Raw genomic sequence first — 22,639 nt, forward strand, 5'->3', positions numbered from 1 at the left:
TGTGAGTAGGCGACAGCAATCAGTCTCCAAGTCAGCTTAACTTGTCAACACACCATCTTTTTGCTTATTAATCTATACACTCAAGATTAATGAGTCTTTTTGTCATACATAGTCTAAACTCCAGTTATCAGCACCGCAAGGACAAATTACCTTAGCCGCCGTACCTGGTACAAGTTTAGTCAGGATTGGCGAACGAGGACAATTGCTCAGTTTAGACGTGCAACTACCGCCAGCAAGTTCTCTTGCCAATTGGACGCTACCAGTCGCCTCATTACCGCAACTACTGACAGGCGGCGATGCTAGTAGCGCGACAGAAATAACGCTCAACAATCAAGGGCAAATAGTTTTAACAGGTTCTAGCATAGATGCTACATCTGGAAGTGCGATCGCATCTGGCACTATCGACACATCAAGTTCAGTAGGCGGAAATATTCAAGTTTTAGGCAATAAAGTCGGCTTAGTAAGCGCAAACATCGACGCTTCAGGAACCAATGGCGGGGGAAATATCCTGATTGGCGGAGATTATCAAGGCGGTGGTACTATCCCCAAGGCGACTCGTACTTACGTTAGTAGCGATTCTAATATTGCTGCCAATAGCCTGATTAATGGTAATGGCGGACGGGTAATTGTTTGGTCTAATGAAGTTACCGGATTTGCAGGTAATATTAGCGCTCGTGGGGGGATAAATTCAGGTAATGGGGGTTTTGCGGAGGTTTCTGGTAAAGGCAGCTTAATTTTTACTGGAAATATTGATCTAGGTGCTAATAATGGCAATTTTGGGCAGTTATTACTAGATCCTTTGAATATAACGATCGCCGCAGGTACGGGAACAGACGATTCAGAGGTAGTTGATGGTCAAATATTAGCAGGCGATCGCCCTGGGGAATCCCTAACTATTTCCGAAGCCACTCTAGAAGATACTTTAAGTAGGGCTGATGTAGTTCTAGAAGCAACAAATGACATAACTATTGCTACTCTGGCGGACAATACGCTGACATCTTTTACAGGTGCAATTACTTTTACTGCGGATGCTGACAATGATGGGGTAGGAGCTTTCACCATGAACCCAACAGACAGCATTAGTACCTTTTTTACAAACGTAACGATTTCCGGCGCTAGCGTTACTACAGGCAATATTCTCACAGACGGGGGCAATATAAATTTAACCAGTAGCGGCGCAATTTCCACAGGGAATCTTGTTTCTGCTCCTAGTGGTGAATTTGGGAGCATAGCTGGTGATATTACGCTTAATGCTGGCGGAAACATTACTACAGCTTTGGTAGATGCTAGCAATGAAATTTTTACAGAAGGAAATGCTGACGGCGGTAATATCGACTTTATTGCTGGGAGCAATATTACTACAGGTGAGATCTTATCTTTTGCCGATACTGTTGGTAATGGCGGCACTGTTTCTTTAAATGCAGGCGGTAATATAGCTACAAGCAACGTGGACTCTTCTGGTGTCAATGCTGATGGTGGCGCGGTTAATTTTACTGCTGGCGGTACTATTACTAGCGCAGCAATTAACTCTGGTGCTGGGGGTACATTCGGTAATGGCGGCAATATTACTTTAAATGCAGGCAATAATATCAGTGCAGACGCACTTATTTCTGATACGGGTAATATTGATGAATTTCTAGCAACAGGAGATATAGAGCTAGTACAAGCAACTTTCGGCAATGGTGGAAATGTTAGCTTGACAAGTAGCAACGGCTCGATTGCCGTTAATAACGCGATCGTTACTGGGAGTTTAGCAGGAAGTGGCGGCGCAGTAACTTTAGATGCTAACAACGTCACATTTAATAGCATAGTTACTTCCGGCTTGGATCTTACTGGCGGACAAGCTACAGCCGCAGGTGGTAGCGTACAAATTTTTGCCGATAGAGTTGTTAGAGGTACAGGTACACTTCCAACCATTCCTGCTAACGATTTTATTAATATCCCTGCAAATACTACCATCTTCACTCAAGGAGATACTCAGGGCGGCGCAGTTTCAATTCAACACGATGGCGATATTACAAATAACCCGTTTATTGTTGGCGATGCAACTATCACAGCTACTAATGGTAACGGTACGCTAGGGGCAATTAATACTGGTACTCAAGTAATTACATCTCAATCTTTCCCCAATCCTGGTAGCGTTACTCAAGGTAATGTCACAATCAACTTTATTAATACTCCACCGACTTTAAGCGCTAATACCTCTTTAACTGGCGCACAGCAAAATCAACCATTTACATTTACTTTTGCCGATTTAGCTGCTGTAGTAGCAGATGCAAATAGCGATATTACTACCATAGTTGTAGATGCGATCGCCCCTGGAGCAACTTTGACTATTAATGGCTTTGTGGCTACTCCTGGCGCAGCGATCGCTGCTACAGATAGTTTGGTATTTACGCCGCCTGTAGACGCTACTGGTAATATTAATGCTTTCAGTATCAGGGCAAGCGATCGCGTTTCATCTTCTACGCCAGTACAAATTGCAGTTAACGTTACACCAACCCCGTCACCATCGCCAACACCATCACCAACACCGACACCTATACCCAGCCCAACACCATCCCCAATACCAATACCAAGCCCGTCACCATCGCCTGATTCTACGGTACTAATTAAACCACAACCGCCAGAGCGATCGCCTGTAACACCACAAAATCCACGTTTAACTAGCAATCCTCTAATTAATGCACTGCCGCCAGAAGTAGAATTTACAAATCAATTTGAGTCTTATTTAGGTATACCTAGTAGTTCGTCAATTGCTAGCCCAGATGACGAACGAGAAATTGCCCAGAAAATTGCAGAGGAAACAGGAGTAAAACCTGCATTTGTCTACGTTAGTTTTGTTCCTCCTGAGATTGAGTCAGAAATAGGTTTACAAAAGCAAAATAAACTAGCTACGCAAGACAAAGATCAACTCGAACTTGTAGTTGTAACAGCAAAAGGCAATCCTATTCGCCGACGCATACCGACAGCAACTAGAAAGCAGGTACTCGCAACAGCAACCAAACTTCGCAACGAAGTAACTAATACCAGAAGACTGCGCGGTACTACTTATCTAAAACCAGCCCAACAGATGTATAACTGGCTAGTTGCGCCGATAGCCAGCGACTTACAAGCGAGAGAGATTGGTAATTTAGTTTTCCTCCTTGATGCAGGCTTGCGATCGATGCCAATAGCTGCAATGCATGACGGTAAAGGTTTTTTAGTGGAAAAATATAGCGTTGGTTTGATGCCAAGTATCAGCTTGACCGATACCCGCTATGTAGATATTAAAAATTCGCAAGTTTTAGCAATGGGTATATCAGAAAGCACTCAAGGGCAAGTTGCACTACCTGCGGTGACTTTTGAACTCACAACATTAGTCAATAGATTGTGGTCGGGTAGTAAATACATCAACCAAGCTTTTACTAAAGAAAACCTCAAAGCAGTCCGCCGTCAGCGACCGTTTAGCATCATTCACATGGCAACTCACGCAGATATAGAATCTGGAGGACTAGACAATTCCTATATTCAACTATGGAACGATCGCCTGCGCCTCAATCAAATCCGCCAACTAGAATTAAACGACCCCCAAGTAGAAATGTTGGTGTTAAGTGCTTGCAGAACTGCGTTAGGCAACGAACAAGCAGAACTAGGTTTTGCTGGACTCGCTGTAAATGCAGGTGTAAAAACTACTGTCGCTAGTTTGTGGTTTGTAAACGATGCGGCAACAGCAGCCTTTATGACGCAGTTTTATCGCTATTTAAATACAGCGCCCATCAAAGCTGATGCTTTAAGAGAGGCACAAGTAGCAATGGCAAAAGGAAAAGTTTATATCAAGGACGGTCAGTTGCAGGGCTTAGGTTCTGTCAAGGGCTTACCCCTGCCGCCTGGGAGTGTTAACTTACCCAACCAAAACTTTGCTCATCCTTATTTTTGGTCTGGTTTCACAATGGTAGGAAATCCTTGGTAATTGCGATCGCACGTAGAGACGTAGCAGTCCTACGTCTCTACAGGGGGCTGCCTTTTTTCAATAATTCTTTAACATTCGATCGGGATTTATGCAATTAGATAGGAGTATATTTTTTATTTGTATGCTGTTATACTTTGTTGACCTTGTAGTATTTAAACAATTTAATTTCCTAAAGCCATAGTAACAATTGTTACTATTTAATTAACAATAGCAATCTTGCTATATTTCTGGAAATACCACTTACCTAGTTGAATAACTCAATAGTGGGCGATAGAGAAATCTGTTTACTCATTTACGTGACTTAAGAAAAAAATTTTGGAGTTCCCACTTATGCACAAGATAGCTTTGGAATGGGTGGAAGAAGGTCGCAACCGTTCTCAAGCCTTCTCGTTTGATAAACCCAACGAACCTCCGATTCGCATTGGTAGAGATGAAAGTCAATGCGATGTCATCCTCAAAGACTCATCCAAAACTGTCTCTGGATTGCACGTAGAAATATTTTTTGATGTAAAAAAACATACTTTCTATTTACGCAATCTTACTAGCAAAAGAAATAGACCAAATCCAGCTTGGGTCAATGGGCAAAAAGTTGTCACAGAGGAAGTTCCCCTCAAACATCGAGCCACCATTCAATTAGGCAAAATGACGCTAAATGCTAATGTCACGTCTGACGCTCCCCAAGAGCAGCCCGTACATGGATTGAAATGTCATGTCTGCGGTCATGTTTCGCCGCAGGCAAGTCTATCGCTAGTGTGCCAGTGGTGCGGAACTTCCTTAGCCGCTGCGCCCACCGCTGTATTTTTTCCCGATGAAACACCGTAGTTAAGTTCTTGCCTTGTACGTAATCAAAATTTATGGAAATTCAACTTAGCTGGGAAGACCCTACTTCAGGGGAGTTATTTGAACCGCGTTTGCCTACACCGATCGCCTTTGGTAGAGAAGCAGGTCAAATTCCGCCCACAATTGGAGATGAGCAAGTTTCCCCGATTATTCTCGCCAGCAAACAAGTCTCGCGCTTTCATGCCTTAATTACATATACTAACGGGCAGCTAACAATTGAAGATTGTAGCGCTAACGGTACGTTTGTCAATGGCGAAAACTTAAATAAATCTAGCCAACCTTTAAATAGCGGCGATGCCATCAAAATCGGGGCTTACGAGATTATTGTTACCGTCCAGTCAGTAGTAGATACTGTTGGCGCAACAGAAGTAATTATTGGCGATCCCTCAGCAACAGAGTTTGTAGTTCCATCCTCAACAATTGTCTTCAACCCAGAAACAGACATTCTCGAAGCTCAAGCTGCCGTTCCTTTAGAAATCAGCACTCCTGGTAGTGCCTTTCCACCCGCTTGTTTTGCTGCAGAAAGAGTATCAATTGCCGATATCAACGCCGCAGGGTTGCCAATCGAAGAAAGCGACTATGTAGCCCTTGGTGCGGGTATGGGTAGCTTCACTTGGGCGGATACGATGCGCTGCTTTGGAGTAAGAGCCGATCAAATCGTCGTTTTAGGCATTGAGAAGAAGCCCTACGGACGCTATCAGCGTTTGTGCCAAAACTCGCAAATTCCCTCCCACGAGCGCCTGCGTTCTGGTTCGGACTCTTGCCCAGACAACATTTGGGGATGGCCTGGATATGCTTGGCGCGAAGGTTTCAAAGAATTCTTTAGAGGGCAAGTTGGTTCGTCAATCAAGCACCTGTGGCAAGTATTTTCTGAGCCAGTATTGGCAGACACCTATACACCCAAATCGGGCGATGTATTTGCGTCCGTAGATCGGGAAGCAGCACGCATTGGCTGGGATAAAATGCTGCGTTACGGTCGTTTCCGCGCCATTCGCAAGACAGAAGACGGTCGTTATGTTATTGCTTACTCGCGCACTCAAGGCGATCGCCAAGACCATCGCTTTTTGCTTACTCGTTACATCCACCTAGCTTCTGGCTATCCAGCAATTAAGTTTCTGCCAGATTTGCAGGCATACAGAGAAAAATACCGCGACTTCAAGTCAGTCGTCAATGCTTACGAAGAACACGAACACGTTTACAAGCATTTAGCCTCTAAAGGCGGTAGCGTAATAGTTCGAGGTAGAGGGATCGTCGCTTCGCGGATTATTCAGCGCTTGTATGAAATCCGCCGCCAGAACCCGAATGTAACTGTACTGCATTTAATGCGATCGCCCAAACCCGAAGGCAATAAATTCGGAGTCGCCCAGCGCAAGACCGAGAATCAATGGGAATTCCAGCCTTACAACTGGCCCAAAGGTACATGGGGCGGCGATATGAAAAAACGCCTCGAAGAAGGTAGCCCAGTAGAACGCCAGCGCTTGCTCACAGATTGGGGCGGTACTACTACAGCCGATCGCACTGACTGGAAACGAATTGTCAGCGGTGGGCTGCAAGAGGGCTGGTACACAATCAATTTCGGTAAGGTAGACCGGGTTGAGCAGGATGAGAAAGGTCGCTTAGTTACCTTCTTAGAAACTAGCAATATCAAAGGCGAAAGCAAGCTCAATGCAGACTTTGTTATCGACTCTACCGGACTTGATGCTAAACCCTCGGAAAGTCCTTTCCTCAACGATTTAGTCACCCATTACAACTTACCTCTCAACCCCTTGGGCAGACTGCACGTTGCTAATGACTTTGAACTTGTAGAAATGCGTAACGATCGCGCTCGGATGTATGCCGCAGGAGTGATGACCTTGGGTGGTCCTTACGCACCTGTAGATACCTTCTTAGGCTTGCAGTACGCAGCGCAATGTGCCACAGACGGTTTAGCCAGAGCGCGTGCGCCTAGAGTTCGCCGTCTCAACGGTTTGGGTTCTTTAATTCAGTGGATCAAGTGGGCAACTAATCAAACACCATGACACCTATTTTATTTGGACGTTGGCAAACTCGCGTATTCTTACTGGCGACTGTAGGACTAATCGTTAGCTTACCTTTTGCTTTTGGCTTAATTGGTCCTGCTGCTGGCGATTATAGTTTTCACCCTGTCTTCTTTTGGGTAATCTTTTGGGTAGGCGTTTTAGGCTTGCTTTGGGACATCCTATACAACTACTTGCAGCAGTATTTGTGGGATCACGATTGGCCTGGTGTATTTCAATTTTTTGCTTGTATTGCCGAAGGTATTGTTCTCGCCTTACTCCTCCAATTCGTAGGTTTACCTTTTATAGACCGCAGCACTTTTAATTTGGAGTGGTTCATCATTCAATACACTGCAGTTTCCGTAATCGCTTACTTCCTCTCTTGGGCTGTGATGCGGATATTATTTCCCCGCTGGCGCTTTAGAGGCGGTAAGTGGATTTGATAAAGTGCTGAATATTTCTTCTACTTCAGGACGCGCTGCGGCGCGTCTTTTTGTTGCATTAGAGAGCAATCGCTTGTAAGTACAGACTTCTGCTTTTATTAAGCCAGGTTAAGTAAAGTCAAGCTTTCTTACTTTTTCTGGGAAAGTTGGAAGCAACCTGATAATTTAAATGTCATAAACACTTGATAAACAGCAAAGCAAATGAAAACCTCAGAAAAGTCAAAACATCTAGGTCAGTCAGTAGCTATGGGAATTGCCGTTGCCCTTACCAGTGCTGGGATCATTACAATTATGTCTGTCTTTTAATATCAGCCATTTTAATATTTTTTACATTGCTTTACAAAGCCTGCTCAGAAATGGGTAGGCTTATTAGTATGGTGGCAGTCAGCTTAGATTGGGAAGCAGCATCGACAAGGAAGCGAAGTAATTGTCACCTAGTCAAGTTCAAGTAAAAGTAGAGAAACACCATGCTTGCGATCGTCTCGCCAGACAAAATTCATCTACCGCCTGGAAGCGTGCTGCGAATGCCTGCCACTTGGGGAAATTACCAAAGTTTATGTCAGCAACGCGGTGCTGGTTCTATTCCTCGGCTCAAATATTGCAATGGAGAAGTTCTACTGATGTCGCCATTGCCCAAACACGGACGCGATGCTAGCCTCATTGCCGACATCATTAAAGTTTTACTCGACTACGATGGACGTGAATATGACTCTTTCACACCCGTGACAATGGAACTTCCAGAAGAAAGTGGGCTCGAACCAGATTACTGTTTTTACATCGACAATTGGCAAGCAATTTTGGGTAAAGAACGAATCGATTGGCGCAGCGATCCACCGCCCGACCTCGTGTTAGAAATTGATGTTACCAGCTACTCTGATGTCAATGACTATCTTCCCTACCGAGTACCGGAAGTTTGGTTATTTCGCAAACAGTTAGCAATTTATCAGCTACAAGATACAGAATATCTGCTGCAATCTCAGAGCCGTTATTTTCCCCAATTCGACCTACAATCTTTAATATTGCAATACAGACAAATTGCCTACGAGCGAAATACCAGCGCTGCTATTCGTCAACTAAGGCAAGCTTTAACTCAATCTGATTCCTCAGAATAATGCGTAAATTACGCCCTACAATTAGCGCTACGCAATAGTCGATCGCACATCTACCGCATTCAAATCTCTAATTTGGGTTATTACAATCTTTGCAGTAGGCTGCGCCCGTGAGTATCTGTACCGCAAGTGCTGAGTAACCCGTGAATAGCAGCTAAGTTTCCTACTTGTTGGCTTTCAGTCGGGCTAGGTTTCCAAGGATTGGGGTTATTGTAAGCGTAATAGGTTTCTACTCCATCAATACCTAGTATTGCTGCTGCGGGAATTAGCTCAAAGTGCGACTTTCTGTAACGCGCCGGATGTGCTAAAACCGCTAATCCGCCAGCTTTGTGAATGGCTGCAATAACGTTAGCAGCTTGATAATCTTCGCCTTTACTAGCGCTTCTTTGTAAATATAGCTGCAAGCATGGGTGTGAAGGCTCAAAAGCGTAGCCCAAGATATGTACTTCCACACCTAGCAGATTGGCATTAATTTCTACACCGCTCCAAAGTTGAGGCGCTGGTTGTTCGCTCTGGGGATGACTCCACTTCCAATCTTCTAAATAACGTTGCGCTACCTTGTAACCGCCGATATTATGATGATCGGTAATTGCAAGTCCTTGCAAACCAATAGCGATCGCTTGCTCTATTAACTCTTCTGGTTGAAACCTACCGTCAGAATGGACGGTATGCATATGAAAGTTATAGGTGTAAGGACAACTTGCGGCATCAAGAGTCGCAAAGATTTGCTGCAAACGTTGGTATGAAGTAGAAGTACGGGCATTCACCGCCATAACTGCCTCTCGAACGAATAATTACGTTCCCCTAATAAGCTCTAACACATTGCCGAAACTGCTTTTGGTGTCATTAAGTACAAATAACTAAGCTAAAAAGCACTCAAGCAAAGATTTAGATATGTTAATAACTATTCTAAAAGTTCTAGCATACAACTTGGGACAGAAGCAGGGAATTATTAAGCTAGATAGTCTGAAAGTCGTATATAGTCAAATTTTATGCTATCAAATCTGGCTCGTTGCCCTAGATTCTCGTAGTAGCCGATGAAAATTTTAGTATTAAACGCAGGTTCTAGCAGTCAAAAAAGCTGCTTGTATCAGGTAGACGATCCTTTCCCCAATTTACCGCTAGAGCCGTTGTGGGAAGCTAAAGTTAATTGGACGTATCAGCAAGGCACAGCAGAACTCAAAGTTAAAACAAGTAGAGGCATTCTACAACAAGAAATACCAAGCGATCGCCGTTTAGAAGTTGTTGCCCAGATGTTAGATACTTTATCTCAAGGCGATACTCAGGTAATTGACAGCTTATCAGAAATAGATATTGTCGGTCATCGGGTAGTACATGGCGGTCAAGACTACCGTACACCTACAATCGTGACTCCAGAAGTAAAAGACGCAATTATTCATCTAGCTAACTTTGCTCCAGTTCACAATCCAGCTAATTTAGAAGGTATTGAAGCAGTCGAACAAATTCTCCCAGATGTGACGCAAATAGCTGTATTTGACACAGCTTTTCACAGTCAACTACCTTTAAAGGCTGCTGTGTATCCAATTCCTTACTCATTTTTCGAGCAAGGTATCCGGCGCTATGGATTTCACGGGATCAATCATCAGTATTGCGCCGAACGTACTGCCCAATTGTTAAATAGAGATATTAAGTCTTTACGGTTAGTTACTTGTCATTTGGGTAATGGCTGCTCTTTAGCTGCAATCAAAGATGGAATCAGTATTGATACAACGATGGGTTTTACTCCCCTTGAAGGGTTAATGATGGGTAGTCGTTCGGGTTCTATCGATCCTGGGATTCTTATTCATCTTGAGCGAGAGCATAACTACAACGCAGATAAGTTAGATGAAATGCTCAATAAAGCTGCTGGCTTAAAAGGTATTTCTGGTATATCAAACGATATACGGCAAATTGTTGCAGCTACAAATAATTCCCGCGCTCAATTGGCTATTGATATGTACGTGCGATCGCTCATTCAGCATATTGGCGCTATGCTTATCACTCTAGGCGGATTAGATGCACTGGTATTTACTGGTGGTGTCGGCGAAAATCAGCCTTTTATCAGAGCCGCAGCTTGTGAGGCTTTAACCTTTATTGGCGTAAAACTTAACGCAGCAAAAAATGAAGATGCGCCGATTGATACTGACATTGCTCAAGCCGAATCATCAGCGCGAGTGTTAGTAATACAAGCTCAAGAAGATTGGGCGATCGCCAAAGAGTGCTGGAAAATAGCTAAAATGCAGTAGATTTAGCTTGGGCAGGAATTAATCGATGAGAACCACCGCTAATTTAGTTATATCTTTAGCTGTCGCTTTTTGGGTAATCGCGATCGCAGTTATCTCTCTTAAAAACGTCACGCCAATATCGCTAAAATTTCTTACTTTTGAGTCTATTCAACTGCCATTTTTTCTAGTTATAGCTTTTAGCGTATGTGCAGGCATAATTCTTATGGCATTAATTCAGCCATTATGGAGCATATCCGGTTCGAGAAGAAGGTCTTATCGAGCAGATGACTTTGATGAAGATGATTTTTCTTTCAACGACAAAGTGCGTTGATACTCGAACAAACTTATTTTTCGAGGGGAATTTGCTGCAACCAAGTTTCTAAGTCAGTAATATTAGAAAAATCTAATAAATTTACTGCCAAATCCTCCAATTGAGTTAACGACAACTTTTCAATGCGCTGTTGCAGTTCAGGTCTAATATTTCCTACTTTTCGAGGGAGCAACAGCATAGTTAGCGATAAAGCCTCTGCTTGCTTTCCTCGTTCAATGCCTTGTACAATTCCTTCTTCCATCCAGCTTGTAACTATTTGCATAGCCGCCTCCTTTTGTGTTGGTTCAATTCTATCAATTTCAGCTTGAAAAATCCGATTTTCTTGCTCGTTTAACCTTAAATAACTGTCAATGAATCCAGATATTAACTGCATCCTTGCTGGATCTAGCCTCAAAGTTGTCAGTAAACGCAAACATTCAAACTTCACTCTGGGACGATCTTTATCAGCTATATTCATTTTAGCCATCAACGCACTAGCAACAGGATTTGCTTGCTGCACGAAATCGCGCCAATTAAGCTGATTTAGCTGAATAACATCGTAGTTAAAATCTAAAACTACTTTGTTGGGAAATGCTACTTGATGGTGACTTGTTTCGATAGTTTTGGGATACTTGTAGGAAAAGATTGCTATTGGATAAATCGGTAAATCGAATTTCTCATACAAGCGAGAAAAGTATTTGAACATTCGTTTGCCAAAATTAGCTTGCTGCTGCGCTTGATTTTCTACATGAATTAAGAAAAAAGATTCTTGAGAGCGAAATTTAGCTTTGACAATTAGATCGGCTTCATAGCGATCGCCAAAGGTAATATCAGTAAAAATCTCTTTGTCTAAAAATGTAATTGAATCGCGTTCTACATAAGCTAACACCTCTGGAAAAAACAATTCCATAAACTCAACAAAAAATGTACTGATGAGTTCCTTAAACAAGCGATCGTGGTCAATCATTTTGTTTCCATCCAATTTTGCCCTGCACGTACCTCAACTAGCAACGGGACGCTCAAATCTACAGCAGATTCCATCGTCGATTTAATTTCTGGCTGCAATTGTTCCCACTCATCGGGGGAAACTTCAAATACTAATTCATCGTGAACTTGTAATAGCAACCGCGCTTGATAATTAGGCAAAATTTTGAATAGCCGCGACATCGCAATTTTAATAATATCAGCACTAGACCCTTGAATTGGTGCATTTGCCGCTGCCCGCAGTAGCGCCGCATCATTAGCTGTTAAGCCTTTAATTTCATCTAAGTTAATGTCTTCTGGCTTGTAATTGCGGAACTTACGCAGGCGATCGCTAGTAAAATTAAAATAACGCCGACGACCTAAAATAGTTTCTACGTAACCATTGGCGATCGCTTGTTGCTGCATTGTTTGTAAATAGGTAAAAATCTGTGGGTAAGTCTGGTTAAATTTCTCAATAAACAACTTACCATCAGCAGCTTTCATTCCAGTTTCCCTGGCAAATCTTTGAGCGCCCATCCCATAAATCACGCCAAAGTTAATAGTCTTTGCCAATCTCCTCTCGTCAGGTGTAACTTTCTCTTTCTCAAACAACAATCGCGCCGTTACAGTATGAATATCTTCATTACCTTGATAAGCTGAAACTAATATCGGTTCTTGACACAAATGAGCCAAAATTCGCAACTCAATTTGAGAGTAATCAGCCGCTACCATTAACCAGCCAGATTCCGGTATAAATGCTTTACGAATTTGCCGACTAAAAGCTGTACGTATAGGAATATTCTGCAAATTAGGATTAGAAGAAGATAATCGTCCTGTAGAAGTAGCAGTTTGGTTAAAATTAGTATGCACTCGTCCTGTGTCTGGACGTACTAATAAAGGAAGCGCATCTACATAAGTAGATTTTAATTTTGATAAAGTGCGGTACTCCAAAACTGCATCAACAACTGGATGATCGCCTTGTAACTTTTCTAAAGTTGCTGCATCAGTAGAATAACCTGTTTGAATTTTTCTAGATTTTTTGCGGTCTAAATTTAGTTTGTCAAACAACAATTCACTCAACTTTTTGGGAGAACCTAAATTAAATGTCTCTCCTGCTGCTGCGTAGGCTTGTTGTTCTAATGATGCTAAATCTTGCTCTAATTTCTGAGAAAGCCCGTTTAAGTATTGCGAATCAATCCGAATACCGTCATACTCCATCTGCGCTAATACAGGTTCTAAGGGTTGTTCTACTTCTAGTAGTAGTTGATGAGAGTTTGGTACTTTATCTAATTCTTCTCTTAGCTTTGCTACTAATCTAAAAGTGCAATGAACATCCATCCCGCAATAATCAGCTACAGCAGGAATGTCTATATCGCCAATTGTTTGACCTTTAGGAACTAAATCTGAGTAACTTCTAGCTGTTATTCCTAAGTATTTTTGACTTAAATCGCTCAGATTATGACTGCTATCAGGGTTCAAAATATAACTTGCTAGCATCGTGTCAAATATCACCCCAGCTAGGGTAATTCCTTGACAATGAAAAACTAAGCGATCGAATTTAGCATTTTGTAAGGCTTTAGGATATTTATCACTTTCTAAAATAAACCTTAACTCATTTAAAACTGTATCTGTATCTAAGTTTTCTCCTATTGTATGTCCCATAGGGATATAAGCCATATCTACAGGTTTTGCCCCCCAGCAACAGCCAATTCCTACTAATTTTGCATCCCTTGGTTCTAATGCTGAAGTTTCAGTATCCCAAGCAACAGGTGTATCTAGATTAGTAAAAGTTTTTAGCTTATCAATTAAGTGAGCTAATTTAGCTGGAGTATCAATAATTTGGGGTTGAATCGGAGAAGATTTTTGCTGTTTGCTAGCGGCTGTATCCGCAGCACTGAAAAACCACAAGTCTTCACTAAAAAACTCAGGTTCTTCAACTTTATTTACTGGCTTATTTTCTGATACCTCTGCAATCCCACCAAATTGCTGTTGGAGTTGGTGAACTTTGCCTAAAAACGATTTAAATTCTAGCTTTTCTAAAATAGGCTCTAAAATAGTGCTATCAAACCCTGTTAGCTGACAATTTTCTAATTGAATATCTAAAGGAACATCTGTAACAATCTTCGCCATAAACCGCGAGTGATAAGCATCTTCTTTGCCTGCTTCTAATTTCTTTTGGGTAGCGCCTTTGATTTGGTCTAAAGATGAATATATATTATCAAGATTGTTGTAAGCATCCAATAACTGAACTGCGGTTTTTTCGCCAATTCCTTTAACTCCAGGAATATTATCTGACTTGTCGCCGCACAAAGCTTTAAAATCAACTACTTGCGATGGTAAAACTCCAATTTTTTCCTTTACTTGTTCGATGCCAAACTCATTAGGACCAGTACCACCGCGCTGAATAAATGTACTGCTAAGGTATAAAACTTTGATATGTTGTTCGATGTCAACAAGTTGAAATAAATCGCGATCGCCTGTCAAAATCTTGACTGCATACCCCGCGTCACTTGCCTGCATCGCTAAAGTACCCAAAACATCGTCAGCTTCGTAACCAGGCGCAGTCACAATTGGTAGATTCAAGCCTGCTAGTAATTCGTGCAAATTCTTCAGATCGGGAACAAAATCTTCTGGCGTACCAGGACGATCCGCCTTATAAGTATCATCGGCTTCATGGCGAAAAGTTGGCAAACCAAGGTCAAAAGCGATCGCCATTGCTGTAGGCTTGTGAATTGTCATTACTTCTAGCAATGACTTGAGGAAGCCAAAACAAACGCTGGTAGGAATCCCTGTTGTAGTTCTCAATCCCCCATCTCGTCCCTTAGCAAAGGCAAAATACGAACGAAATGCTAGAGAATGTCCGTCAACGAGGATAAATAAAGAGCGATCGCTATTTGTAGCTTGAGACATAAAAATAATTTAGTTACTGGTATAGCCAATTAGGGCATTGTATTGACAGATAATCTGCTTATCTCTAATAATGGTAGATCGGCTGTCTAATTCCTGCTCGGATCGGGTAGACGCATAAAAAAGGCTGGAGCTTTAGTAGAATGAATCATCCAGCTACCTGTACGGCAAATTTACAAATCATCCCATGACTTACGCAATTATTGAAACAGGCGGCAAGCAACTAAGAGTTGAACCAGGTCGCTTCTACGACGTTGAATTATTACCGACCGAACCCGACCAAACTTTAACTCTAGAATCAGTATTATTAGTACATCATGATGACGGCGTAACAATTGGACAGCCGTTTATCGCTGGTGCAAGTGTAGAGGGTACGGTACTGAGGCACTTTAGAGGTCGCAAAGTTCTCGTCTACAAGATGAAACCAAAAAAGAAAACTCGCAAAAAGCGGGGACACCGCCAAGAAATTACTAGATTGATGATTAACTCCATTAGTCTCAACGGTGCGGTAATAGCTGAAAAAACAGCAGATACACCAGAAGCTACTCAAACTGAAGCAGAATAATAATTAGTTAGGGCGACTTCTTGCCCTTTTTTACCATTAGCAAGCAAAGAGGACAAAATGGCTCATAAGAAAGGAACAGGTAGTACCCGTAACGGTCGCGACTCTAATGCCCAAAGATTAGGCGTAAAGCGCTTTGGCGGTCAAGTTGTGCGTGCAGGAAATATTCTCGTGCGTCAGCGCGGCACAAAATTCCACCCTGGAAATAATGTTGGTATCGGTAGCGACGATACGTTATTTGCCTTAATTGATGGTGTAGTTACATTTGAGCGCAAAGGTAAAGACCGGAAAAAAGTTAGTGTCTACTCTGCACCAACTGCTGATAATGTAGAACCAGTAGCAGTTGCGTCTTAAGTAAGACGCATAAATATTGTGCAAAACAGGCGACTTAAATAATTCGTAATTCGTAATTAAGAACAAAATTAATAATTAATTCAGGTTTTATGCCTCTTAATTTATTAATCTACGAATTGCCGCTTTGCGGCTTGAATATTGATAGTTGCCTGTTTTTGCATATATAAAGTATTTTTTTAATTGCGATCGCTGACATTTTCTTAAGCAGCTTTTTCTTTGGCTTTGCCTTCAATATCCAATACTAAATCTTGATAACCTTGGGGTAAATCTTCAAAATCTTTAGCTTGGATTATTAAATCTAAAAATTTGTTGGTTTCATTATTACCTAACCGCTCTCTTACCTTGTCCCAGATTCTACCTAATCTTCTGTCTAGCTTAGGATTCATTAGTGTACCTCCGGTATCGATTCCTCTTGAACCCGTAGTGTAGTGCGATTAAGAACGACCATATATTTAGGTCTATTTCTAGTTGCTCCCACATCAATCACATCGTAACCTTTAAAAGCAGCATAACGACCTGGATCTTGTAGTGCAGGGTATGACGTTAGGAAATCTTTATTCTGCTCTTCAATTAACTTATCGTAGGAGATGACTTTTGCGCTTTTTGGTAGACTGATGCGTAAAATAGCACCTTCTATTCCTACTCCTGTATATTCTTGGGCATCGTATTTGTCAGAACCGTAAGCAACATAAATACCATTACCAAAGATACCCTTGCCCACATACATATCACCCGAACGAAACTGCTCGGCTAAATCTTCGCCAGTTTTGCCTTTGATACCGTAAGAGTCCAACCCTCTAAATAACTCCCGCTCCCCCGCTGCTACATATTTATTCATTTCTTGCTTGGTAATGACTTGTGGTAGTCGATCAAAACCTATATCGCGAACCAGTTATCTTAAAAACCAATCTCCTTGGGATGTATCGCCAGTATATCGCCTAGCTCTATCAGCAACATCCGAGAGGTATGCAGCAATTTCCTCGTGCCTCATTTTGCCCTTATTTAGTGTGTTGCTCCGAGCTATTGGCTAACAATCGCTACGCTGGGAATAAGATGATTTGTTGCCCAACCGACAAATAAACCTAACAAAGATGTCATCCAGATCAGCCAAAAAATTTGCCGATCTCGAAAATTAGCTGCTTGCAAGTCTAGTTTGACTAACAAAACAGCACAAACAACGACTAAAGTATGAACAAATATATGCAGCCAAGAAATAACAATAACGCTAGTAAAAGCAGCAATTACCGCAACTAAGAAAGCTTTCGAGTCTGATGCAAACAAATTAGCAAAATTATCTCTAATTTCTGCCCAAGGAGATGCAAATGTAGCTGTTAGTAGCAAACTAGACAAAGCTGCCACTACCCAAACTAACCAAAACGGCTCTGAAGCCGATAAGAACCAGCCCAATGTAATATATGCAGTTAGTAATAGCAGTATAGCTAGCCAAGGGATTTTTTTATATCTAGCCTTCTTTACCATATAAATCAATAATTATCAATAAACCAGTGTAAACAAAGTGGTGGCTGCGTTGCTATACCTCGATCGCTATAAATTGCCTTGATGCAAGTTGAGGTAACAATCAAACAAAATTGTTGGCGATCGCACTAAATTAAGAAAACACTTACAATATTCTCTTAAAGATTTGTAAACTAATAAAGACGCTCTTTGAAGCGTCAAGTTTTGTTAGGAGTTCTCATGAAGCAACTTGTTAGCGCGGAGCGCTTCTGCTTGAGCGGTCATATATTGGCGAAAGTTTTTGGACTAGCAGGTTTATTGTTAGTAGTACCTCATCCTGAATTAATTATGAATTTGGGAACAGTAGGGCAGAAGGCTTATCAAATGAGCATGGCTGGCGGTGGAGTATTTGATATTCTCCTCGGCATAGCTGCCGTATCAATTTATGCTTATCGTCAGCTAGGAGTCAAAGCCTGGCTGTTATTTATGCTGCCAACAATATTTATATCCTTGGGTAGCGAGTTATTAGGAACTGGTACTGGTTTTCCTTTCGGCGAATACAGTTACCTCAGCGGCTTAGGTTACAAAATTGCTGGATTAGTACCTTTCACAATTCCATTATCTTGGTTTTATGTCGGACTATCTGCTTATTTAATCGCCCGCGTGGGTTTAAGTGTAGACCAAAAGCCAAGTCTATTGCGTCATCTAGGCGCGATCGCTATTGGTGCAGTAATGTTTACCTCTTGGGACTTTGCCCTCGAACCTGCGATGAGTCAAACTGCCGTCCCCTTTTGGTTTTGGGAAAAACCAGGCGCATTTTTTGGTACGCCCTATCAAAATTATGCTGGATGGTTTGGTACTAGCGCCATATTTATGAGCGTAGCCGCCATCTTGTGGAGAAATATTTCTTTAACCAAATTGCAGCGATCGCACCTAACTTTACCCTTGGTAGTTTACCTAACAAACTTCATTTTTGCAGGGGTATTGAGTTGCGCTGCGGGGTATTGGATTCCAGTGTCATTAGGCGTTACTGTAGGCGTGATTCCGGCTGTTCTTTTGTGGTGGTTGGCTCAACCAGGCATTAAAAATACGGCTGCAATTGAATCGAGCAATGAAATTCCCGTAGTTGCTGCTTACAAATAACCTCTAGTTCCATACTTATCCTTTACACTTCAGCCTTCAAATGACCGATTGGTTAACAGCAGGAAGTTTACTTGCCTGTGGTTTATTACTGATGCAAGTACCAGCAACAATAGTGTTGCTGTCTCGCCTCCTTAAAGGTCCTAGCCGTCAAGCTCCGGTTAAACCAAGCTTAAGTACGCCCGATCTTTTAGCATCAGTTAGCGTTGTAGTTCCTACTTTAAATGAAGCCGAACGCCTCAGTCCTTGCTTATCTGGATTGAGCTTGCAAAGCTATGAAGTACGAGAAATTACAATTGTAGACAGTCATTCTCAAGATGGTACGCCGGATTTAGTTAAAGCCGCACAGCAAAAAGATCCGCGCTTTCGCTTGATGAATGACGAGGCTTTACCTCCAAGTTGGGTAGGTCGTCCTTGGGCTTTGCATAATGGTTTTTTGCATAGTTCTGAGGCTAGCGAATGGATTTTGGGCATTGATGCTGACACTCAACCAAGTCCAGGGCTAGTTGCAGGACTCGTAAGTACAGCCAAAGAGCGAGGCTACGATCTAGTATCGCTCTCGCCGCAATTTATCCTCAAGTATCCAGGCGAGTGCTGGCTGCAACCAGCACTACTAATGACCTTGCTTTATCGCTTTGAAAGCGCTGGTGTCGATACCCAAGCACCAGAAAGAGTAATGGCAAACGGACAATGCTTTTTATGTCGGCGCTCAGTTTTAGCTGAAGTAGGCGGCTATACAAGCGCCCGCTCGTCATTTTGCGATGATGTCACCTTAGCTCGGAATATCGCCGCTCGTGGCTACAAAGTAGGCTTCTTAGATGGCGCAAAAGTATTGAAGGTAAGGATGTATGAAGGCGCATTAGAAACTTGGAAAGAGTGGGGGCGATCGCTCGATCTTAAAGATGCTTGTTCTGCTCGCCAGCTTTGGGGCGATTTATGGCTGCTACTATCAGTACAAGCCTTACCTTTATTTATTGCCCCAAGTGCGCTTATCTACCCGCCACAGTCAACCCCTCACTCTCTACTGGTGGGTTTGAATGTATTTCTCATAGTAATTCGCTGGGCTTTGTTACTTGCGATCGCACCTTCCTACGACAGATCTAGAGCAAAAGGTGGCTGGTTATTTTGGCTATCTCCTCTTGCCGATCCTTTAGCGGTACTGAGAATTTTCCTCTCTGCCAACCATACTCCTACTCAGTGGCGGGGTCGGAGTTATACGGCTCACGTGCCGAGTTAACCTCATCTCCTCTTTCTAATTCCCAGAGAATTTGATTGCCTTCTCGTCGTACCCTAGATACGATCCAGTTCCGCCAGCGCCACTCGTCTCCTCGGCTGGTTACAGCGCTGGCGTGGACATCCATCAAGTCTGCAAGTTCGGAACTGGTAATCAAAAAGCCTTTAGCAGCAATTTCTTCAGCGATCCGCAGCGTATCTATCAAACTGCGTAGCCCAGCGACTCTAAGTTCGCGGGGTAGTTCTTCGCTATTTGCGGAAGTTGGGGCGGGTGAATCCATAATTGTTGCATCCGAGGCAATAAGGGTTGTTTGTATATTTTTGTCAATTATCGTATTGTCGCCATTTACATCAGCTACTCCGTCTAAAGATAAATGATTTGTTGCAATATCGTGGCTGCTACTTGATGGTTCCTCTTGCTGCAAAGATAAAGTCTTACCATTAGCAAAAGCACGAGCGATCGCATCGCAGCGTTCGTTACCAACATTGCCTGCATGACCTCTAACGTGCTGCCAAGCAATTTGTTTGCTATTTACGCTATCTAAAGCTTCCCACAGGTCTTGGTTGAGAACGGGCTTATTTTGGGCTGTTTTCCAGCCTCTTTTCTTCCAACTTTTCACCCACTTTGTTGCACCGTTAATTAGATATTCGCTGTCTGTATAAAGAGTAACCAGTTCTTTTTGCTGGGCGTTGACAAGAAAATTCAAAGCTGCGATCGCCGCTTGCATTTCCATCCGGTTATTGGTAGTTTGTTTTTCCCCACCACCAAATTCATGAACGCAATTGTCCGTATAGTAAACAACTACAGCCCAGCCGCCAGGACCAGGGTTGCCAGTGCAAGCTCCATCAGTGTATATGCTTTGAATTTTGCGGGAAGAGGACATAGTTGAAGCAAATAACCGCAAGAGATTAATCAGGTTAGCATAAACTAGATTTTTACAGTTTGGGCATTAACATTTCTTGCCCAAATTATGGCAGACAAGGAGAATTTCAATAATTCGTAATTCGTAATTCGCGCATTACAAGGGAAATGTAGAGACGTAGCAGTGCTACGTCTAATCTTCTGATAACCGCCGAGATTTAGCTACAATTTTATAGTAAAAATGTACTAATTTAGCTGACATCTAGCACCGATCGCCTTTATCCTAGTGGTAGGAAACGCCCCAAAACAAATGTCTTACGAGCCGCTGCACCACAAATATCGTCCGCAGACTTTCGCCGATTTAGTCGGTCAAGAAGCGATCGCAACTACCCTTACCAACGCTATCAGCAAAAACCAAATTGCCCCAGCATATTTATTTACAGGTTCTAGGGGTACGGGGAAAACTTCTAGCGCCAGAATTTTAGCTAAATCGCTCAATTGTTTGGCAAGTCCCGTACCTACAGACAAACCTTGTGGTAAATGCGAAGCGTGTCAAGGCATAGCTAAAGGCGTTGCCTTAGATGTGATAGAAATTGATGCAGCAAGTAACACAGGCGTTGACAACATCCGCGAAATCATCGAACGCGCTCAATTTGCGCCAGTTCAGTGTCGCTACAAAGTATATGCGATCGACGAATGCCATATGCTATCGGGTGCGGCGTTCAATTGCTTGCTCAAAACCTTAGAAGAACCACCCAACCGAGTTGTATTTATTCTGGCGACAACCGATCCGCAGCGAGTATTACCGACAATTATTTCGCGCTGTCAGCGGTTTGATTTTCGCCGCATTCCCTTAGAAGCAATGGTGGGGCATTTAAGTTATATTGCCAAACAAGAAAGCATCGATATTGCTGCTGATGCCTTACGCTTAGTAGCACAAGTAGCTCAAGGCGGCTTAAGAGATGCCGAAAGCTTGCTCGATCAGTTGAGTTTATTATCAGGACAAATTACCGCGCCACGAGTATGGGATTTACTCGGTTCAGTTAGCGAACAAGATTCGATAGAGTTATTAAATGCGATCGCCCAAAATAACCTTGAAGCGATCGTCGATTGCACGCGCAAAATTATGGATCGAGGCAAAGAGCCTTTAGTCCTTTTGCAAAATCTTGCTAGTTTTTACCGCGATTTACTTATAGCCAAAACAGCGCCTAGTCGCAGCGATTTAGTTGCCCTAACGCCTCCTACCTGGCAAGCTTTATGCGAACTTGCTCAAAGTTGGGAGATTAGCGATATCTTAGCAGGGCAACAGCATTTAGCTAAAAGTGAAGTCCAAATCAAAAATACTACTCAGCCGCGTCTGTGGTTAGAAGTAACTCTACTTGGATTGCTATCTACAGCAAATAGTACGCCCGTAGCTCCACCAAAAGCTATTAATCATAATCCTCCAGTTCCAAAACCAAGCTTTATCCCACCAGCGCCAGTAAGCGAACCAAAATTCGAGCAAGTTCCCCCACCAACTCCTCCTCAACCAGTGCAGCAGTTAACTCCACCTGCTGAAGAGGAAAAACCGCTGCCAGCAAGCGCCGAAGCAGATACCGATCTTTGGCAACAGGTAGTTAAACAAATCCAACCATTTTCTAATCAAGCTTTATTCGGGCAACATTGCCGCTTACTATCGTTTGCAGATGGTGTAGCGCAGATTGGCATTACATCACAGCCATTGCTCAAACTAGCGCAAGGCAAATTAGCAAGTGTTGAAGCCGCTTTTGGAAAATTGTTGCAACAAAAGGTAAGAGTTACCTTAGAAATTGTCGAGCATGAATCTAAGACTGCATCAAACAAAGAGAACGGGCGATCGCCCGCAGCCAAATTTCCACCAATTAGCCAGCCATCACCCGCACCTCAATCTCCACCAGTCAGCCAGCCATCACCTGTTGTTAAACCCCAACCATTACCTAGTCAGAGGGAAGCTGCAGTTTCACCAATAATAGATTCAGTACCACCAGAAGCATTGAGGATCGAAGTAGTTGAACCGATAACCGATCCGGTAAAAGAAGCAAATGAAGATGAACTAGCGATCGCTAGTTCGCGGCTAGCCGAGATATTCAAAGGCGAAGTAGTAGAATCTGGCTCAACTTCATCTATCACCAGCAGAACAAAAACTTCTACCCAAGAGCCACCACTAATTATCCCTCCCCAGCAATGGAACGAAACCGATGAGGATCTAGAAGAAGACTTTTAAATAGTTTTGAGTCTTGAGTTTTAAGTT

The 22,639-nt window shown here is 42.7% G+C and carries 19 protein-coding genes; 12 read left to right on the top strand and 7 right to left on the bottom strand.

Annotation, left to right across the window (positions count from 1 at the left end):
* The first annotated feature begins 202 nt into the window (after positions 1-202).
* The 5 genes from UH38_RS13825 (at position 203) to UH38_RS13845 (ending at position 8,362) form a co-directional block, all read left to right on the top strand.
* Positions 203-3,952 carry a CHAT domain-containing protein gene (locus tag UH38_RS13825; protein ID WP_144405683.1) on the top strand — a complete coding sequence of 1,250 codons (3,750 nt, stop codon included), beginning with the start codon at positions 203-205 and terminating at the stop codon, positions 3,950-3,952.
* A 330-nt stretch (positions 3,953-4,282) separates the two neighbouring features.
* Positions 4,283-4,774, top strand: coding sequence for an FHA domain-containing protein (locus UH38_RS13830; RefSeq protein WP_045055255.1), 492 nt, complete (start codon positions 4,283-4,285; stop codon positions 4,772-4,774).
* A 32-nt stretch (positions 4,775-4,806) separates the two neighbouring features.
* Positions 4,807-6,810, top strand: coding sequence for an FHA domain-containing protein (locus UH38_RS13835; protein WP_045055256.1), 2,004 nt, complete (start codon positions 4,807-4,809; stop codon positions 6,808-6,810).
* Positions 6,807-7,250, top strand: a complete 444-nt coding sequence (locus UH38_RS13840) for a hypothetical protein (RefSeq protein ID WP_045055257.1) — start codon at positions 6,807-6,809, stop codon at positions 7,248-7,250. The genes UH38_RS13835 and UH38_RS13840 overlap by 4 nt, the downstream gene beginning before the upstream one ends.
* Before the next feature lie 467 nt (positions 7,251-7,717).
* On the top strand, positions 7,718-8,362 hold the full coding sequence (locus tag UH38_RS13845; protein WP_045055258.1) for a Uma2 family endonuclease: 645 nt from the start codon (positions 7,718-7,720) through the stop codon (positions 8,360-8,362).
* Positions 8,363-8,442: 80 nt separating this feature from the next.
* Here the strand turns inward: UH38_RS13845 and UH38_RS13850 are convergent, their stop codons facing one another.
* The gene (locus UH38_RS13850) at positions 8,443-9,132 is read right to left on the bottom strand and encodes a PHP domain-containing protein (protein WP_045055259.1); all 690 of its coding nucleotides are present in this window, start codon (positions 9,130-9,132) and stop codon (positions 8,443-8,445) included.
* A gap of 264 nt (positions 9,133-9,396) precedes the next feature.
* On the opposite strand from UH38_RS13850, the gene UH38_RS13855 reads away from it, so the two are divergent.
* Both UH38_RS13855 and UH38_RS13860 read left to right on the top strand, forming a co-directional pair.
* Entirely contained in the window at positions 9,397-10,605 is a 1,209-nt protein-coding gene (locus tag UH38_RS13855) for an acetate/propionate family kinase (RefSeq protein ID WP_045055260.1), read from the top strand.
* A 25-nt stretch (positions 10,606-10,630) separates the two neighbouring features.
* Positions 10,631-10,915 carry a lipopolysaccharide assembly protein LapA domain-containing protein gene (locus tag UH38_RS13860; RefSeq protein ID WP_045055261.1) on the top strand — a complete coding sequence of 95 codons (285 nt, stop codon included), beginning with the start codon at positions 10,631-10,633 and terminating at the stop codon, positions 10,913-10,915.
* A 13-nt stretch (positions 10,916-10,928) separates the two neighbouring features.
* Here UH38_RS13860 and UH38_RS13865 read toward each other — a convergent pair whose 3' ends face one another.
* A complete protein-coding gene (locus UH38_RS13865) occupies positions 10,929-11,861 on the bottom strand; it encodes a DUF4351 domain-containing protein (RefSeq protein ID WP_045055262.1) in 933 nt (310 codons plus the stop codon).
* Positions 11,858-14,767, bottom strand: a complete 2,910-nt coding sequence (polA, locus tag UH38_RS13870; RefSeq protein ID WP_045055263.1) for a DNA polymerase I — start codon at positions 14,765-14,767, stop codon at positions 11,858-11,860. The genes UH38_RS13865 and polA overlap by 4 nt, the downstream gene beginning before the upstream one ends.
* A gap of 184 nt (positions 14,768-14,951) precedes the next feature.
* Between polA and rplU the strand changes: the two genes are divergently transcribed.
* Positions 14,952-15,329, top strand: coding sequence for a 50S ribosomal protein L21 (gene rplU / locus UH38_RS13875; protein WP_045055264.1), 378 nt, complete (start codon positions 14,952-14,954; stop codon positions 15,327-15,329).
* Positions 15,330-15,386: 57 nt separating this feature from the next.
* Positions 15,387-15,680, top strand: a complete 294-nt coding sequence (rpmA, locus tag UH38_RS13880; protein WP_045055265.1) for a 50S ribosomal protein L27 — start codon at positions 15,387-15,389, stop codon at positions 15,678-15,680.
* Between the two features lie 200 nt (positions 15,681-15,880).
* Here rpmA and UH38_RS13885 read toward each other — a convergent pair whose 3' ends face one another.
* The 3 genes from UH38_RS13885 to UH38_RS13895 form a co-directional block, all read right to left on the bottom strand.
* A complete protein-coding gene (locus UH38_RS13885; RefSeq protein WP_045055266.1) occupies positions 15,881-16,066 on the bottom strand; it encodes a hypothetical protein in 186 nt (61 codons plus the stop codon).
* A complete protein-coding gene (locus UH38_RS13890; protein ID WP_045055267.1) occupies positions 16,066-16,518 on the bottom strand; it encodes a hypothetical protein in 453 nt (150 codons plus the stop codon). The genes UH38_RS13885 and UH38_RS13890 overlap by 1 nt, the downstream gene beginning before the upstream one ends.
* A gap of 182 nt (positions 16,519-16,700) precedes the next feature.
* Entirely contained in the window at positions 16,701-17,159 is a 459-nt protein-coding gene (locus UH38_RS13895; RefSeq protein ID WP_045055268.1) for a hypothetical protein, read from the bottom strand.
* A 216-nt stretch (positions 17,160-17,375) separates the two neighbouring features.
* On the opposite strand from UH38_RS13895, the gene cruF reads away from it, so the two are divergent.
* Complete coding sequence (gene cruF, locus UH38_RS13900) at positions 17,376-18,278, top strand: gamma-carotene 1'-hydroxylase CruF (RefSeq protein WP_045055269.1); 903 nt, start codon at positions 17,376-17,378, stop codon at positions 18,276-18,278.
* A gap of 40 nt (positions 18,279-18,318) precedes the next feature.
* A complete protein-coding gene (gene cruG, locus UH38_RS13905; RefSeq protein WP_045055270.1) occupies positions 18,319-19,512 on the top strand; it encodes a 2'-O-glycosyltransferase CruG in 1,194 nt (397 codons plus the stop codon).
* Here the strand turns inward: cruG and rnhA are convergent.
* Positions 19,466-20,392 carry a ribonuclease HI gene (gene rnhA, locus UH38_RS13910; RefSeq protein ID WP_045055271.1) on the bottom strand — a complete coding sequence of 309 codons (927 nt, stop codon included), beginning with the start codon at positions 20,390-20,392 and terminating at the stop codon, positions 19,466-19,468. The two genes, cruG and rnhA, sit on opposite strands and share 47 nt — an antisense overlap.
* Before the next feature lie 288 nt (positions 20,393-20,680).
* Here rnhA and UH38_RS13915 point away from each other — a divergent pair, with 288 nt between their 5' ends.
* Positions 20,681-22,612 carry a DNA polymerase III subunit gamma/tau gene (locus tag UH38_RS13915; RefSeq protein WP_045055272.1) on the top strand — a complete coding sequence of 644 codons (1,932 nt, stop codon included), beginning with the start codon at positions 20,681-20,683 and terminating at the stop codon, positions 22,610-22,612.
* Positions 22,613-22,639: the final 27 nt, after the last annotated feature.

The sequence above is a fragment of the Aliterella atlantica CENA595 genome (assembly GCF_000952155.1).
GTDB classification, from domain to species: domain Bacteria; phylum Cyanobacteriota; class Cyanobacteriia; order Cyanobacteriales; family Chroococcidiopsidaceae; genus Aliterella; species Aliterella atlantica.

What these genes read in the sequence shown, in the direction of transcription:
- UH38_RS13830 (WP_045055255.1), top strand. Translation starts at nt 4,283, where the DNA reads ATGCACAAGATAGCTTTGGAATGGGTGGAAGAAGGTCGCAACCGTTCT.
- cruF (WP_045055269.1), top strand. Translation starts at nt 17,376, where the DNA reads ATGAAGCAACTTGTTAGCGCGGAGCGCTTCTGCTTGAGCGGTCATATA.
- UH38_RS13860 (WP_045055261.1), top strand. Translation starts at nt 10,631, where the DNA reads ATGAGAACCACCGCTAATTTAGTTATATCTTTAGCTGTCGCTTTTTGG.
- rpmA (WP_045055265.1), top strand. Translation starts at nt 15,387, where the DNA reads ATGGCTCATAAGAAAGGAACAGGTAGTACCCGTAACGGTCGCGACTCT.
- rplU (WP_045055264.1), top strand. Translation starts at nt 14,952, where the DNA reads ATGACTTACGCAATTATTGAAACAGGCGGCAAGCAACTAAGAGTTGAA.
- UH38_RS13885 (WP_045055266.1), bottom strand. Translation starts at nt 16,066, where the DNA reads ATGAATCCTAAGCTAGACAGAAGATTAGGTAGAATCTGGGACAAGGTA.
- UH38_RS13890 (WP_045055267.1), bottom strand. Translation starts at nt 16,518, where the DNA reads ATGAATAAATATGTAGCAGCGGGGGAGCGGGAGTTATTTAGAGGGTTG.
- UH38_RS13850 (WP_045055259.1), bottom strand. Translation starts at nt 9,132, where the DNA reads ATGGCGGTGAATGCCCGTACTTCTACTTCATACCAACGTTTGCAGCAA.
- UH38_RS13895 (WP_045055268.1), bottom strand. Translation starts at nt 17,159, where the DNA reads ATGGTAAAGAAGGCTAGATATAAAAAAATCCCTTGGCTAGCTATACTG.
- UH38_RS13840 (WP_045055257.1), top strand. Translation starts at nt 6,807, where the DNA reads ATGACACCTATTTTATTTGGACGTTGGCAAACTCGCGTATTCTTACTG.
- UH38_RS13835 (WP_045055256.1), top strand. Translation starts at nt 4,807, where the DNA reads ATGGAAATTCAACTTAGCTGGGAAGACCCTACTTCAGGGGAGTTATTT.
- UH38_RS13865 (WP_045055262.1), bottom strand. Translation starts at nt 11,861, where the DNA reads ATGATTGACCACGATCGCTTGTTTAAGGAACTCATCAGTACATTTTTT.
- UH38_RS13845 (WP_045055258.1), top strand. Translation starts at nt 7,718, where the DNA reads ATGCTTGCGATCGTCTCGCCAGACAAAATTCATCTACCGCCTGGAAGC.
- cruG (WP_045055270.1), top strand. Translation starts at nt 18,319, where the DNA reads ATGACCGATTGGTTAACAGCAGGAAGTTTACTTGCCTGTGGTTTATTA.
- UH38_RS13915 (WP_045055272.1), top strand. Translation starts at nt 20,681, where the DNA reads ATGTCTTACGAGCCGCTGCACCACAAATATCGTCCGCAGACTTTCGCC.
- polA (WP_045055263.1), bottom strand. Translation starts at nt 14,767, where the DNA reads ATGTCTCAAGCTACAAATAGCGATCGCTCTTTATTTATCCTCGTTGAC.
- UH38_RS13855 (WP_045055260.1), top strand. Translation starts at nt 9,397, where the DNA reads ATGAAAATTTTAGTATTAAACGCAGGTTCTAGCAGTCAAAAAAGCTGC.
- rnhA (WP_045055271.1), bottom strand. Translation starts at nt 20,392, where the DNA reads ATGTCCTCTTCCCGCAAAATTCAAAGCATATACACTGATGGAGCTTGC.